Raw genomic sequence first — 14124 nt, 5'->3', positions numbered from 1 at the left:
CCAGCGAACGAGGCCGCACCACGCGTCCCCAGGCGCCCCGTCACAGCTGGCCGAGCTCGCGCGCGCGGCGCACCGCGTCGCTGCGCCGGTTCACCGCCAGCTTCCGGTACGCGCTCTTCAGATGGGTCTTGACCGTGTTGACCGACACGTACAGATCGGCCGCGATCTCCTGCGTGGTCATCATGCGGGCCAGACGCCGCAGGACATCCCGCTCACGTCCGCTCAGCTCCACCGGCACCAGGGGCGCGGGATCGGCTACGGGCCGCAGTGGCTCGCCGTGCCCTGGTGGCCGGCCGGTCAGGAGCCAGTCCTCGGCAAGTTCGTGCAGCGATGCCTGGGAAAGCAGTGGCTTGATCCAGTCTCCTGCCTGGAGGAAGGGGCGCCGCAGACGCTCGCGCCGGGCATCCAGAAGGGCCCGTGCGACCAGTCTGCGGGCGGCGGCCGCGTCCCCCGACTCCTGCGCTGCCCGGGCCTGCACCAGCGCTGCCCCCACGCTCACCGCGGGGCCGGTGCGTCCCTCGGCACGGATCGCGCCGATCAAGTCGGCCGCTGCCTGAGGACGCCCCGCGGCGGCCTGGATCGCCGCCGCTTCCACGGCGCACACCGGTTGGTCGCCGGAGACGCCGTGGAGAAGTCGCACGGCTTCGTCCGGCCGTCCGTCGGCGAGACAGGCGGCAGAGCGGACGACTGCCGCGTGACTCTCTGCCCAAGGGGACGCCACGGCCGCGGACACGGCCGGCTCCGCCGCCTCGACGGCGGCGTGCCTTTCACCGTCGTCGAGGAGAAGGCGTGACGCGGCAAGCGCCCGCCCCGCCGTCGGTACCGGATCGTGCTCCCGCGCCGGCAGCCGGGCCGTTTCGTCGAGCAGGACCCGGGCCTGTTCCAGTTCCTGGCGGTCCACGGCCACCGCGGCCAAAACCAGCCTGCCGAGGCCCGCGCCGGGAGGCTGGGGCAGACCCGCCCGCTCTCCCTCCGACACCGCGGCCAGAGCCCTGCGTTCCGCCCGGCCGAGCCAGCCGTTCAGGTAGTCGAGCAGAGCCAGGTGCCCCATCGACTCCGCTCGGGGCAGGACCGTGGCGGACCCGCCCGGGGCACCGGCCGCACGGGTCAGCACGGCACGCGCGTCGTCGAAGCGCCCTTCCCACAGACGGGCCGAACCCACATGCGTCATCAGCAGGGCGGTCAGTTCCGGGTGCTCGTCCAGCAGCTGGTCCGGCAAGTCCTGGTGCACTTCCTCGGCCGTCGCGGCGGCCAGCTCGGCTCTCGAAGGGCACCCGGTGAGCCGGGCGGCGAGGGCCTCCAGCAGTGTGCAGCTCAGCCGAGCCGCCGCCAGGCCGGGAGAGTCTTCGGCGTCGGACAGCTGTTCCTGGGCGCGTCGCAGCCGGTTCAGACCGTGATCGAGATCGCGGCGGGCCAGTGCGCCGGCCGCCCGCACAAGGTCGCTGGCCGGGCTTTCGGCTTCGGGCCCCATGCGCGCGAAGAGCTGAGCCAGAGCGTCCGAACGCAGGCCCGTGAAGAGCTGTCCGATCGCGAGATTGTCGACGAGCGCGCCGGCGGCCAGATCCCAGTCACCGCCCGCGGCGCCGTGGGCGAGCGTCTCCGGGAGGAAGCCGGAACGTCGCAGCCATCGCGCGGCCCGCAGATGCAGCTCCGGTTCCACACCGGGCATGCGTTCGTGCAGATGAGCCCGGAGTATTTCCCGGAAGAGCGGGTGCAGCCGGTACCAGGAGTGCCCGAGCCGCTCGATGAACGCGTTCTCCCGGTGCAGCCCGGCGAGGAGGGGTTCGGCGTCGTTCCGCAGTGTCAGGGCGTCGGCCAGGTCAGGGCAGAAACGATCCAGGACGCTGACCCGCAGCAGCAGGTCCTGCGTCTCCTCCGTCCTCCCCTTCAGCACCTCGGCCAGCAGGAAGTCCGCGACCGTACTGTGGTCCGCCTCGAACTCCTTCAGATACCGCTCGGGGTCGGCGCTCTCCCGGGCCGCCAGGGCGGACAGCCGCAGCCCGGCGGCCCAGCCGCGGGTGCGCTCCACCAGGGCGGACGCGGCGTGCGCGGGAAGGTGCAGGCCGTGCAGCCGCAGCAGCGCGTCGGCTTCCGCAGGGGTGAAGGACAGCTCGGCGCCGCGAATCTCGGTCAGCTCGCCGGCAGCCCGGTAGCGGTGCAGCGGGAGCAGCGGTTCGGTGCGGGTGACGAGGACGACCCGCAGTCCCCGTCCGGCGTGGCGCAGGACGAACTCCAGCTGTTCCGCGACCTCGGGGGCGGTCAATCGGTCGTACTCGTCGAGCACGAGGACCACGGGACGGTCGCGTGCGTTCAGTTCGGCAGCGAGCGAGGCCAGCAGTCCGCCTCCCACACCGTCCGAGTCCGCGGGGGCCCCGCCCGTGGCCGCCCGTGCCCCGCAGGCACGCAGCGACTCGAAGACGTAGGCCCAGAAAACCCCGGGCCGTCGGTCTCCCGCCTCTGCGGTCAGCCAGGCGACCGGCTCCCGCAGCCCGCTGGCCCAGTCGGCCGTCAGCAGCGTTTTACCCGCCCCGGCCGCGCCATTGACCAGCGTCAGGGGCGTAGCAAGCGCTTGGTCGAGATGCTCGACGAGTCGCTCCCGGCGCAGGAACGTGGGCGGCCGCGCGGGAAGGGCGAACCGAGTGCGCAGAAACGGATCCCCCTGGGGGTCGGCGTACGGGACGGCCGGTTCTCGGGCATGGGCGTAGGTCTCGACCACCGTGCTCACCCCATCGTCCGTCTACATCACGTCATGGGCAGCGCTCGCTCCTCCCAGCATCCCAGCACTCCTGTCCCGGTGCGCGGCGGCTGAGTCGGAAGCGGTCGCCGCTGCCCGGACACCGCCTGTCCGTGGTCGCCGGCGACCCGCTCCCGTGCACCGCCGTCGACCTCGTCCAGCTGCGCCTGGACCTGTTCGACGGCGCGAAGGTCCTCGGCCCGGTCGACGCCGCGGCCATGGCCCGCGTGGACGCCGTCCCTGCGGCCGTCCAGGACCTGTAGCCGCCGCAGCCGGATCGGACCCGGACGACTCATACCCGACCAACGACGAATCTCCGACTCAGGTCACTAGGTCCGCCGCGGCACGATACCCGGTCAGCAGCGCGAGCGACTGGCAGTGCTTCACTCCATGACGCCGGAGGAACCGCAGTCTTGGCTCGACATATCGCACCGGCTGCATGTTCCCTTCCACGAGGGTGTCATCAGTCAGTTCGACTGGCGCGGCCACCGCTCACGGTACCCGGACCTCAGACGACTCGACCGGATCCTGGAGCGAGAGGGGGGGCCACCCCCGTCGCTACCGGCTGACCAAACAGGCCGACACCCTCATGCTCGGCTATCTCTTCACCCCGCAGGAACTGATGTCTCTCCTCGAGCACATGGGATACCCCGGGCCCCGGACATCTGGCAGCGCACCTGCCCCGTACCACCCACAGGTCCACCCTCAGCGCCGCCGTGCACGCCCATGCAATCGACGCCGTCGGGCACCCGGCGGCGGCTGCCTTCCGCCGTCAGGCCCTGCGGGTCGACATGGACGGCAACGACCGCAACGGCACGTCCTACGGGGTGCACCTCGGCGCCATGGCAGCCGCTCTCCGCCTCGCCACGGAGGGGACGCGATTCAGTGCCCCAAGCTGACGGCCCGACCGCGGCGGTCGCACTCGGGGTGCGCGTGTCGTGGAACGGGGTGTGTTCGGGCGGGCCAGTGTGCACACTGGCCCGCCCGGGTCATGGTGACCCACGGGTTCCGGGGGCATCATGTGGCCTCACCATCAGCGCTGCACACGCAAGTCGGGTCCGTCATGGTCTCGGACACCACGTGAGCCCGGCCGACGCGCACGACAGCGCGGATCGAACCGTCTCGAAAGGAACCAGGAATGTTACGCACTGTGCGCACAAGGATCTCCACGGCCGTCACCGTACTGACGGCCCTCTGTTTCTTCCTGGTCGGCAACGCACTCACGGCATCGCCCGCCACCGCCTCCGCGAACGGGGCGGCTGGCTTGCTGGACGTCACCTGTACACCGCCGAGCAGCGCGGTCGCCCAGTACAACCCACCGCTGACCAACACCCCGCAGACATCCCAGTCCACGGTCTCGTACCAGTTCGGACCGTGCGTCTCGCTGTCGCAGCCGAATGTGACATCCGGATCGGCCATGGTCACCAATCCGCCCCGGCAGCGGACCTGCCTCGACCTGCTGGCGGGCGGGAGCACGACGATCGTCATCACGTGGAACACCGGTCAGACCAGCACTGTGTCGGCCAACTTCAACACGAACGTGGTCGGCGCGCTGCTGGAGGTCGTCATCACCGGGACCGTCACCTCAGGGCTGTTCCAGGGTGACACCGTGCTTCTGGACCAGACCGGCCCGGCGACCCAGGTCCTGCAGTGCACCCTGGGGCTGGGCACCGTCTCGAGCATCTACAGCGTGGCGACGCTGGAGATCACCTCGGTCTGAGCGGCACCCGTGCCCGCCCCACCGGACCAGCCGACTCGGTGACGCCCGGTGGGGCGCTGCGGGCGGTGCCGGCCGCATCTCCCGCGGGTTCCTCCGGGCACCCTTGCCCCTGCGGACGATGATCCGGGCATACCCCGCCGGAACGGCAGGGCGTCTCGGCACCTGTCGCACGTCGCGCCAGGGCGGCGACATGGTCGAACAGAGCCGCTCTCGGATACCTCGGGGCCCGCCTCCAACCTCACCTACCCGAAACAGCGCTGCGCCTGCTCCTCTGCCTTCTCGCACCGCCCGCGGGGATCGCCCCGACGCCGGCTCGGGCGCCGTGGCGGTCGCCGACTGCTCCCCGCGCCCGCGGGGGATGGTCCTACGACCTCCCGAGGAGGAGTCGATGACCGGGGGCAACCGCAACGACATCACTCAGCTCATCCCGCTCCTCCAAGCCGTGCCGTCCGTGCGGGGCAAGCGCGGTCGGCCCAGGCGCCGCCCAGACGTGGTGCTGGCCGACCGCGGATACGACCACGACAAGTACCGCCGGCTGGTCCGGGACCTCGGCGTGAAACCGCTGATAGCCCGCCGCGGCATCGATCACGGTTCCGGACTCGGCACCCAACGCTGGGTCGTGGAGCGCGCGTTCGCTCACCTGCACTGGTTCCGTCCGTCGCCTGCGGATCCGCTGGGAGACCCGCGACGACATCCATGAAGCCTTCCTCACCCTCGCATGCGCGCTCATCTGCTGGAGGAGCTTGAAATCAGCGCGATAGGCGTCCCTAGAACTTCAACAAAGTGACAGGCTGATCAGTCGGCTGACCCGAACGAGGCCAGGAATCAGGTTCCAGCGATCGTTCGGCCTGGCATCGGTTCTGCGAGCGCGGCTCGCCAGGGCGGCGCTCCGAAGGGGTCGGCGAAGTACTGTGTTTCGTGCACCACGTGCTGGTCAGCGAATTCCATGATGCTTACCGAGTACGAAGGCACACCGTCGTAGGTGATCACGCATTCGCTCACCCACAGATTGGCGTGGCCGGTGATCCGCTGGACGGTGAAGTGTCGGTCGGCCGGGTGTCCGCCGCGTTGCGCCGAAATGGTCGCGCGGCCCCGGAACCGCTCACCTGACTGCGGGTAGTCCAGGATGGCGTCCGTGGCGTAGATGGCGTGCTCGACATCGGTGTTCGCGCGTTCCGAGGCCCGCCAATGCTCCTCGATCGCGGCCCTGGTCCGGGAGTCCTCATCCATAGCACCGCCCTTCCGTAGCGGTGACAGCCTAGGCGCCCCGGGCCACAGCCGGCCTCCGGTCGGGCAGACATGGGGTGCGAAGTCCTCCCTTTGGGCGGATCCCAGGCGACAGCCGTCCACCGTGGCAACGGCTTCGAGAGATCGTCACCCGGCTCACCCCACCTTCGATCCATTCTGTTAGGAGCTTTAAGAAGGCGCGGGTCGAGCACCTCTACGCGATCGCCGACGGCGAGGTCATACCCGAGGGCGACGAGCCCGAAGTCATCCTCTGCATTGACGAGTTCGGGCCGCTCAATCTGATGCCTCACCCTGGCCGGCAGTGGGCCGGACGCGGCGGCAAGCAGAAGGACCCTGACCGTGAGCCACGTCGCAGACGGCGGGCGGCTTACAACCGCTACGACGGAGTGCGGCACCTGTTCGCCGCCTACGACCTGGGCAAGGACAAGCTCTACGGCCACATCAAGCCGGTCAAGAAGCGCACCCAGTTCTTGGAGTTCTGCCGCTACTTGCGCACCCTCTACCCGCCATCAGTGCGGATCGCGATCGTCTGCGACAACTCCTCCCCGCACCTGACCACGAAGAGGTGTCAGCGAGTCGGCGACTGGGCCGCCGAGAACAACGTCGAGGTCGCCTACACCCCGACCAACAGCTCCTGGCTCAACCGCATCGAGGCCCAGTTCAGCGCCGTGCGCTACTTCGCCCTCGACGGAACCGACCACGCCACCCACAAAGAATAGGGCAGCATGATCCGCGGCTACATCATCTGGCGGAACAAGAACGCCGCCGACAAGTGCCTCACTGCCCTCGTCCACAGGGTGAACGCCGCCTGACCCGCGCCGCCAGCGTCTGTCTCGGGTCGTCAGGTCCGGGTCGGTGGCGCACTCATCGCTGCCGTCAGGAACGTGATCGCCCATCGCCGGGCTGCCTCGCCCGCTACCGGGGACGTGCAGCCTGGGGAGGGAGGTACCAGTGGGCGTCAACGGCGATCTCCTGAAGGGCGAAGACGGCGGAGACCGGGAGCAGCGTGCTCTCGGTCTCCGCGGCGGCGCCGTCAAGGGCGGACTGCAGCTCCTCACCGGCCATGCGCAGCCCGTGTGCGCGGGTGAGCGCCAGCAGGTCGCCGACGACGGCATTCCACAGGGCGAACCTGCCGGTCCCCTTCTCGAAGCAGGCCGTGACATGCCGCCCCAGGTGCACGTGCAGTCGCCGCTCGCGTTGACGCAGGCACCATGTCAGGAACCTGGTGTCTCGAAGGTCACTGCTGGCCGCGGGGGTTTCGGTCACCGGCCGGTAGCCCGATCTCATGTCGTTGTCGCCCTCGGAGGTGACGACGAGATGGCTGAAGGCGATGTAGTCGGCGATGCGGTTGCGGCTGAACATCCCCTGCGCGCCACACCGCTCCCGGCAGACCAGCACCACCTGCTCGGCGGCCCGGCTGGCGTTGACCTTCGTCGCGGCGACGAGCCGCTCGACCGCCGAGGTGGCCTGACCGGAGCAGGCGTCCAGCTCCCGACGGGCCCTGGCGACCAGCAAGGACATGGCGTATGTCCGCGCCAGGGCGCCGACCAGCGCGTGGCGGTGGGCCTGGTGCTCGATGAGCGGCACCGACATCTTCCCGAGCGCGAAGGTCATCCGCTGTGTGCTGTACCTGCCGGCGATCGTCACCGCGGCCCTGGCACACGCCATGTGGGCGCCGGTGAGGCCGAGTTTCCCCGGCACCACTCGCTTCATGGCATCCAGGAAGCGAGCGGTGCGGCCCGAGACTGCTGTGGAAGGTCCCGTCCGCCGCCAGACGGGAGTGGCTACCCAGCATGATGGCTTCGCGGGGGAGACGCACCCGGTACCGGCGCGCCACGATGCTCACGGCCTGTCAGGAACTGACATGTACACCCCTTTCATCCCGTTGAGGCGTCGCCCTGGTCGGTGATGGCCAGTCTGATGACGCGGAGGATCTCCTCCTGTCGTGCGGTGAGGTACTCGACGCGGTGGTTGGCCATACCCGTCGCGAGGGCCGCAGTGGGCACCCGACCTCGCGGCGAGGTGCCCACTGCCCGTATCACGGGGAGATCAGACGGGCGTGACTGCGAGGGTGGCGATGCCGGGAATCTGCGTGACGCCGCTGCCGAGGAGGCAGTCGGTGATGTTCAGTGCGGGGTAGACGACGGTCACGTTGAGCACCTTGCCCTCGAAGAGGCCCGAGGTGATGGTGCCGGTGTCGGTGGCGATGGTGGTGCCAGTGGTCCGGCTGACGACGGCGAGGGTCTGGGCGGTGCTGGTGCGGCCGCCGTTCCAGTGGATCGTGACCTCGACCGGCAGCGCGGGAGGGGACACGAGGCAGCTGAGGGGTGCGTTGAAGGTGACGGAGCTGGTGGCGGAGGTGATCGGCCCGCCGTGCGGTCCGACGGTGGCGTCCACGCAGGTGGTGTAGCTCTGGTTGGAAGTGACCTGCGTGGGGCGGGTGGTCAGCGTCAGGCCGGGGGAGTACTGCTGCAATGCGCTTCCGGCGCAGGTGACCACGGGAGCGGGGTCCGCGGACGCCGGGGTGGCGGCAGTGCCTGCGAGTCCCAGTGCCAGGGCGGCGCCGAGGACGGCGACCCTTCTGTGAGCGGTCGCGAAATTGCGGAGTCTGCGCATCGTGAAGACCCTTTCTCGATCTTGAGTGTGTGAGAGTGGAACGGACTGCACCGCTTTCAGGACCGTTGCCTCCGTGATTCGTCGTCCCGGAGGCGTTAAGCATCAGACCGGGGCGATGACCAGTGTGTTCACCAGACTGTTGGTGGCGCTGAGGCCGGTCGTATCGCAAGCACGGACGTCGAGGTTGGGCCCGATAGTCTTCTGGGGGCAGACTTGCCCCTTCTCCAGACCGTCGGTCACCGCGTCGACGGAGGTGATGTCACGATGCCGTCCGCGGCCCTGACGGCGACGGTAACCGGGTCGCTGACGGTGCTGTACTGGCCGCCGTTCCAGCGGTAGGTCACGGTGTAGGACGGCAGGGACAGCGCGGGTCTGCGCCGAGAAACTGGTCGACGTATCGACGCTGAACTGCTGGAGCCGCTGCTGGCACCGCTGGACAGGGAGACGTGGCTGAAGTTCTCGCTTGGTCAGGTGCTCAGGCTTGACGGTGCTGGTCAGCGGAGGCGTGAACCGAGCGTTCGGTTGCCGGTGTGGCACGTGATGTCCACCAGGCGGCGCAGGCGGCGGCCGGGACGGCTACGGCGCCGGCGAGTCCGAGCGTCAGGCTCGCGCCCATGACAGGCTTTTCTGCGGATAGCCGGGGGACGTGAGGTCTGGGCATGGTGTCGGCCCCTCCTGAATCAGGCGCCTTATGACCCGGGCTACACACGCTCCCACCGCACTTCTAGTTCGTACATGGCACATCCGTGTCAGCGCGCAGGGAGCTTCTACGGGCGTGAAAGCTGTTCGCGCGCCCCATTGCGCGCCCAGGGTTCCCGACGGGGCGCGACGTCGATAGCGCCAGGTGAAGCCTCTACGGATCCAGATGAGGGCTGCCCGAGGGGACGGACGGGCTGTCCTGGCCCGCCCTGGGCCTGTGGTGGGGAACTCTGCCTCCTGTTCAACGGCCCGGCGCGCTCCCGGTCACTGGCCCCGCATCGGCGGTTCACGCTGACGTCCGCAGTGGGGCGCGGGCGTCACCGCGGCCGCCGTCCCGGTCTCCCTCGCCGCGCGCTCCGCACGGGCTAGGTGCAGGGCCGCGGCGTGGGAGACGTCGGCCCGATGGTGGCGCTGGGTGCGGGCCTGCTTGGGGCCTGCTGGTCGTCGGCCACGTGCTCCGGCTCGGGGAACGCCCGGTGGCTGAGCGTCTGCATCGCGGCGGTCTGCCGTCCACCGCCTCCACGATCGACGGGTGTCCTGCAGGTGGCGGCGCCCCCGGTCACAGCTGAGAAGCGTCGGCACCGGTGGCATCGCGCAGACGCAGCGAGCCGCCACATGACGAGCGTCGGCCTTCCCCGCCGTCCGTAGCCGCTCGCCGTCCGAAGCGTTGGGTTCGGCGCTGAGCCGGACGTTCCTGGTGCTGTACTAACGGTGCCCGGGGGGCGTGCCGCACGCGGCCCCTCGAGTGTGCAGCTACCACGCCTTGCTGACATGACGTCCTTGTCGTGCGACGTTCACACCCCGTGTGCTGCCCGTGCTCCTCCGCAGATGACACGCTCCCTACCCAAGACCTGCTACTTCCAGCAGCGTTGGGCTTGTCCTCACCACCTTGGATGAAGGGAGCGAGCATGCTTGCGTTACGCCGCACCGCACTCGCCCTGGCCGTCGGCGCCGCTGCCAGTCTCCTGGCCGCCGGTCAGGCTCTGGCCACCGCCGGCAAGGCCAACTACACCGACCTCCTCGGTGGCAGCCAGCAGGTCACTGACCCGGAACGAGGCATCTAGCCCGCACCACGACCACGCACTCCCGAACGGCCGGGTACCGAATCAACGATCCGAGCTGTCCGCATCAGCAGCGTGTACCGACGGGAGTGAAGGGTGAGGCCCTCCGGGTCGCCCGCTGCCGTCACTCAGATCCTGCTCCGCTGGAACGAGCGCGCACTGTGCATGGCGCAACCTCGGGGAAGTCTGCGAGGGGTCCCCGGCTGTCTGGCGAAGCGGCCTTTCAACGTCGGCTGGTCAGGTGTCTGGCCACGGCGTGGGAGCCCTCGAGTCGCGGTCGTCTCTGACTCGTCCGTACATCGGCGCACGCCTATCGGAAAGGCAAAGACATGCTCCGCTTCATGCGAGTGCCCACTCGCTCCAGATCACGAATCTCCGCTGTCGCAGCCGTAGTTGCTTTCCTGGCCGCGCTGCTCTCAGCCACGGCGCCGGCCAGCGCCGCCACCAGCGGGTTACTGGACGTCACGTGCACGCCGCCCAGCAGCATCACCACCAGTTACAACCCACCGCTGACCAACACACCCACCAGCACCGTCAGGACGGTCTCCGCTCAGTACGGGCCGTGCGTCTCCCTGTCCCAGCCCGGTCTGACGTCCGGGACATCCTTCAATGTTTCGGCCCCCAGGGATCGCACCTGCAGCGAACTACTGGGATCCGGTCCCCTCACGTTCACCATCACCTGGAACACCGGACAGACCAGCACTGTGTCAGCCAACTCCACGACCACAGTCGTCGGTGCACTGCTGATCACCACCCAGACCGGCACGGTGACCAGCGGGCTGTTCAGCGGTGACACCGTCGTCCAGACCTCCCAATCCCCCGCGCTGGCCATCACCACCTGCGAACTCGGCCTCGGCAACGTCCCCAGTACCTACGGCCTGCTCACCCTGGAGATGACCTCCGTGTGACCGTAAGCCACAGTGGCCCTGTCTGTGGCATCCAGAGACAGGGCCACGACTCCCTTGGCCCCCGCTGCCGACTGCTCGACGACGCGTACGCCAGTAACGGCGCCGCCGCAGCAACTCGGTCCGCAACCTCGGCCTCGGCGGCCGAACGGCGGTCGCCGGCACCAGCTGCCTTTCATTCTCGCTCGTCGACGAGCTTCAACAGGCACGGAGATAAAGGAGGCAGGGTCCCTTCTTCGTCGCACTTTCTACGGCGAAGATTCGCCTGCAAGCAGTCAAGCTTTCGAAGTCCCGTCGCAACGGATCGCTCCCAAGTCTGTATACGCGACTGCTTCTGTGGGACAACGCGCAAAAGGCCAGAAGGCTCACCAAGGGCCGAATCTGCACAGCCCGGAGTGCTCCACTCTGATCATTCCTGCCAGGGCACCGCTCGATGCGGCTCACTCTCTGGCCGCGCTGACCGCAGCGGTCGCCCTTCCCGCCGGTTCGGCCCAGGCCGCACCATCCGCCGCTCATAGCGGTCCAGGAGGTCCACGTAGGCCCGCGGCAGACGCCAGCTCTCCCCGGACCACACCAGCAGCTGAAGGGGCCGGGTGAGGGCGATGTTCTGCCTGTTCCGGCGGGCGCTGCTGGAGGCGACGAACAGTGAGGTCGGCGGAGTATCAAAGGCTGAGTCAAGGGCCTCTGCTGGGCCGGGGGCGCGGCCAGGTGTCGGTGTCGGCGGCCTCTTCGAGGAGGTTCATGGCGTGGTTGTGGAAGCGGCGTTCCACGTCGCGGCAGGGGGCGTTGAAAAAGGCCCGTTGCGCTTCGGTGAGATCGCAGTTCAGCAGGCCCATAGTCACGAACACGGCTTCGACTCCGTGACAGCCGTTGTCCTTGAGGAACTGCTGGAGCGCGTCCTTGTCGCCGGTTGCCTCCCAAAGAGGTCGGGCGGTTTCCCGCATGGCAGCGATGCGCGCTGAGTGTTCTGCGTTGAAGGCCACTGGACCCGCCTTTCTGGTGTGGCCCGCAGGCTATCGCCGGGTCGGCGGGCGCGCTGGCCTGCGCAAGGACGCCGCAACTGCCGGGTCGCTATGCCCGTCACCATCTCCGTCCCAGTCGACAGTGGTGGTGATGCTGCGGTTGCCCCCTGCCGAGTAGCAGCGTCGGTGTGTTGAGCGGTGCTCCAGCGGCTGCTCGGGGTCCGCGTCCAGCAGTCTCGTGCGGTGCCGCGCCAGACCTGCCGGCAGCGCGACACGTACTGCGCCAGCTCGGCGCCCTACCGTGCCAACGCGGGACAGGACCAGTCCGCCGTGGCGCCGAGTTCAGCTCAGCGCGGGAGTCGGAGCACGGTGCCGGAGCCGGCGGCACGACCGTGGTGACGGAACGCGAAAGCCTGCGCTTCCTCCATGGCGACGGACTGTTCTAGGGTGACGGTCACTTCAGCACGATGGAGGGGCCGCACCACATCGACTCCGTGCAGTGCGACGGTTCCCCACACTGTGGCGCTGCGGGTGTGGAAACGAAGACGATCACCGGACGTCACGTCCGTACCGCCCTGTTCCTCCGGCAGGAGGGCGATGTCGGCAGTGAAGCAGGCGTGGGCGCTGATGGACCCCGGCGCCGCGAGCACCTGGCCCCTCTCCACCGCATCCGCTGGGAGGCCCTGCAGCAGTATCCCCACATGCATATCCGCGCGCGCCTCGTCGATACGGATGCGACTGGCGTCGATGCCCGCCACGCTAGCGGTCACGCCGCCCTTCAGGCCGACGATCTCCACCTCGTCCCCCGTGCGCACCCGCCCACGTTCGATCCGACCCGTCAGCATGACAATCCGGCCCTGCTGCAGGCTGAAAACGTCCTCGACGGACATCAGGAATGACTTTCCCACCGCACTGATCAATGCCTGACCCACAGATCCACCCTCAGGCCCAACGTCACACCACCAAGGCTTGAGGCTAACAACGCTCGATGCTCAGACAGAGCCCGACGTCAGGCCCCCGCCCGGCTGTCGCGCCGCGCTCCTCGTCTCCCCCCCACTCCGAGCCACACCAGGTCCGCCGCGCTCGGCCGCCGCGCTCAGCCGGCCCGGGAGGTGCTCGACCTGCGCACCGCTCTGACGTGGACACGGCCGCCCCCTCCTCGCAGTGAGCGCTCGGTCGGAACGTGCGCAGCTTGGTGCTGCGCGGTGGAGTGTCGGCATCGGCTGAAGGGGCTGCTCCGCGCCCCCATGTGCGGTCGAGCCCACGGCCGCCCGGCCACCCTCGGGCGACCCGGCATTCTCCGGGACCCCGGTGCCTGGACGCGCCCGCCACTGAGCAGAGGGCCCCCGGTGCCTGCCTTCCCACACCTTCAGATGTAAGCGCACGACCCGTCTTGTGGCCGTGTCTGTCCACCACATCGGCCGGTCGCGTCCCGGCATGAGCACCGACTTCGAGGCGGACTGCCCGTGCCGAAGGCCCCGTGCGGTTCGTCGTGTACGAGCAGGCCAGTGAAGCCTGCGATCAGCACCCCTGGTCAGCTGCGAAGACCATGCCCGAGGGGCAGGCTGCGCAGACCGGCGCGAATCACAGCCGACGGGTGTCGAGCCGTCCTCGCTGGGGCCGATCGGATGCCGGCCTGGTCATGACCGGACGTGGAGGAGGGTCTTTCGGCGTATCCCGTGTTGATCTTGCTGCGCCGTGGAGGTCGGCGCGTCGCTCGTAGCGGACGCGGAGTCGTTTGAACTGGACCGGGGCTACGACTTCGACAAGTACCGTCGCCTGCTGTGGAAGCGTGGCATCAAACCACTGATCGCACGACGTGGCATCGCCCACGGCTCCGGTCTCGGCAAGGTCTGCTGGGCGGTCGAACGCACCTTCGCACAGCGGCGCCCAGGCGGCTCCGCTTCCCGGGTGCCGGAACGGCGGGGCGGCCAGCGACACCTGTGAGCGAAAGCGGTCTCCCCATGACAAGTTCACCAGTCGGCGGTGAAGAGTCATGCCGGTAACGCTGAGGCCGCTGCCGCATTCCCGGACACCGAGCCTTCGATGAAGTCACAGGACTCGGGAGCTGTGAAGCGGCGTGTATGCCATCCACGAGGACCGTGCGCCCAGCCGCCCACGCGGAGTTGAGGGAGAGCGCCTTCCGAAGCGACTCGACTCAGGCCCGCCTTGAGGGCGT

General features: G+C 69.0%; 12 protein-coding genes and 3 pseudogenes. 8 read left to right on the top strand and 7 right to left on the bottom strand.

Going from position 1 to position 14124, the window contains the following annotated elements; translation table 11 throughout:
* Positions 1-40: 40 nt before the first annotated feature.
* Positions 41-2716: a LuxR C-terminal-related transcriptional regulator gene (locus ACIRG6_RS26305; RefSeq protein WP_403324864.1), complete on the bottom strand. Its 2676-nt coding sequence runs from the start codon at positions 2714-2716 to the stop codon at positions 41-43.
* Between the two features lie 131 nt (positions 2717-2847).
* Between ACIRG6_RS26305 and ACIRG6_RS26300 the strand changes: the two genes are divergently transcribed.
* The 4 genes and pseudogenes from ACIRG6_RS26300 to ACIRG6_RS26285 form a co-directional block, all read left to right on the top strand.
* Positions 2848-2997 carry a hypothetical protein gene (locus ACIRG6_RS26300; RefSeq protein WP_403324754.1) on the top strand — a complete coding sequence of 50 codons (150 nt, stop codon included), beginning with the start codon at positions 2848-2850 and terminating at the stop codon, positions 2995-2997.
* A 402-nt stretch (positions 2998-3399) separates the two neighbouring features.
* The gene (locus ACIRG6_RS26295; protein WP_403324863.1) at positions 3400-3633 is read left to right on the top strand and encodes a hypothetical protein; all 234 of its coding nucleotides are present in this window, start codon (positions 3400-3402) and stop codon (positions 3631-3633) included.
* A gap of 239 nt (positions 3634-3872) precedes the next feature.
* A complete protein-coding gene (locus ACIRG6_RS26290) occupies positions 3873-4454 on the top strand; it encodes a hypothetical protein (protein ID WP_403324753.1) in 582 nt (193 codons plus the stop codon).
* Between the two features lie 388 nt (positions 4455-4842).
* Positions 4843-5215 (top strand): annotated as a pseudogene (locus tag ACIRG6_RS26285) (transposase); the annotation flags it as partial.
* Positions 5216-5279: 64 nt separating this feature from the next.
* Here ACIRG6_RS26285 and ACIRG6_RS26280 read toward each other — a convergent pair.
* Complete coding sequence (locus tag ACIRG6_RS26280; RefSeq protein ID WP_403324752.1) at positions 5280-5684, bottom strand: nuclear transport factor 2 family protein; 405 nt, start codon at positions 5682-5684, stop codon at positions 5280-5282.
* A 188-nt stretch (positions 5685-5872) separates the two neighbouring features.
* On the opposite strand from ACIRG6_RS26280, the pseudogene ACIRG6_RS26275 reads away from it, so the two are divergent.
* A pseudogene (locus tag ACIRG6_RS26275) lies at positions 5873-6514 on the top strand (transposase); the annotation flags it as partial.
* Positions 6515-6617: 103 nt separating this feature from the next.
* Here ACIRG6_RS26275 and ACIRG6_RS26270 read toward each other — a convergent pair.
* The 3 genes from ACIRG6_RS26270 to ACIRG6_RS26260 form a co-directional block, all read right to left on the bottom strand.
* Positions 6618-7415 carry an acyl-CoA dehydrogenase family protein gene (locus tag ACIRG6_RS26270; protein ID WP_403324751.1) on the bottom strand — a complete coding sequence of 266 codons (798 nt, stop codon included), beginning with the start codon at positions 7413-7415 and terminating at the stop codon, positions 6618-6620.
* Positions 7416-7579: 164 nt separating this feature from the next.
* Positions 7580-7708 (bottom strand): hypothetical protein, encoded by a 129-nt coding sequence (locus ACIRG6_RS26265; protein WP_403324750.1) that lies wholly within the window; start codon positions 7706-7708, stop codon positions 7580-7582.
* Positions 7709-7751: 43 nt separating this feature from the next.
* Entirely contained in the window at positions 7752-8318 is a 567-nt protein-coding gene (locus tag ACIRG6_RS26260) for a hypothetical protein (protein ID WP_403324749.1), read from the bottom strand.
* Positions 8319-9925: 1607 nt separating this feature from the next.
* Between ACIRG6_RS26260 and ACIRG6_RS26255 the strand changes: the two genes are divergently transcribed.
* Both ACIRG6_RS26255 and ACIRG6_RS26250 read left to right on the top strand, forming a co-directional pair.
* Positions 9926-10081 carry a hypothetical protein gene (locus ACIRG6_RS26255; protein WP_403324748.1) on the top strand — a complete coding sequence of 52 codons (156 nt, stop codon included), beginning with the start codon at positions 9926-9928 and terminating at the stop codon, positions 10079-10081.
* Positions 10082-10782: 701 nt separating this feature from the next.
* Complete coding sequence (locus ACIRG6_RS26250) at positions 10783-10986, top strand: hypothetical protein (RefSeq protein WP_403324747.1); 204 nt, start codon at positions 10783-10785, stop codon at positions 10984-10986.
* 671 nt (positions 10987-11657) lie between these two features.
* On the opposite strand, the gene ACIRG6_RS26245 is transcribed toward ACIRG6_RS26250, so the two are convergent.
* Both ACIRG6_RS26245 and ACIRG6_RS26240 read right to left on the bottom strand, forming a co-directional pair.
* Positions 11658-11966 (bottom strand): hypothetical protein, encoded by a 309-nt coding sequence (locus ACIRG6_RS26245; RefSeq protein WP_403324746.1) that lies wholly within the window; start codon positions 11964-11966, stop codon positions 11658-11660.
* A gap of 326 nt (positions 11967-12292) precedes the next feature.
* Positions 12293-12835, bottom strand: coding sequence for an EF-Tu/IF-2/RF-3 family GTPase (locus ACIRG6_RS26240; protein WP_403324745.1), 543 nt, complete (start codon positions 12833-12835; stop codon positions 12293-12295).
* A gap of 856 nt (positions 12836-13691) precedes the next feature.
* Here ACIRG6_RS26240 and ACIRG6_RS26235 point away from each other — a divergent pair.
* A pseudogene (locus tag ACIRG6_RS26235) lies at positions 13692-13826 on the top strand (IS5/IS1182 family transposase); the annotation flags it as partial.
* Positions 13827-14124: the final 298 nt, after the last annotated feature.

Source organism: Streptomyces flaveolus, assembly GCF_044765825.1.
GTDB classification, from domain to species: Bacteria; Actinomycetota; Actinomycetes; order Streptomycetales; family Streptomycetaceae; genus Streptomyces; species Streptomyces flaveolus.
Note: the sequence above shows the minus strand (reverse complement) of the source record. Positions and strands in the feature narration are given on the sequence as shown.

Excerpts from the sequence above, each read along its gene's own strand:
- ACIRG6_RS26290 (WP_403324753.1), top strand. The coding sequence starts at position 3,873 with ATGTTACGCACTGTGCGCACAAGGATCTCCACGGCCGTCACCGTACTG.
- ACIRG6_RS26280 (WP_403324752.1), bottom strand. The coding sequence starts at position 5,684 with ATGGATGAGGACTCCCGGACCAGGGCCGCGATCGAGGAGCATTGGCGG.
- ACIRG6_RS26270 (WP_403324751.1), bottom strand. The coding sequence starts at position 7,415 with ATGAAGCGAGTGGTGCCGGGGAAACTCGGCCTCACCGGCGCCCACATG.
- ACIRG6_RS26260 (WP_403324749.1), bottom strand. The coding sequence starts at position 8,318 with ATGCGCAGACTCCGCAATTTCGCGACCGCTCACAGAAGGGTCGCCGTC.
- ACIRG6_RS26255 (WP_403324748.1), top strand. The coding sequence starts at position 9,926 with ATGCTTGCGTTACGCCGCACCGCACTCGCCCTGGCCGTCGGCGCCGCT.
- ACIRG6_RS26240 (WP_403324745.1), bottom strand. The coding sequence starts at position 12,835 with ATGTCCGTCGAGGACGTTTTCAGCCTGCAGCAGGGCCGGATTGTCATG.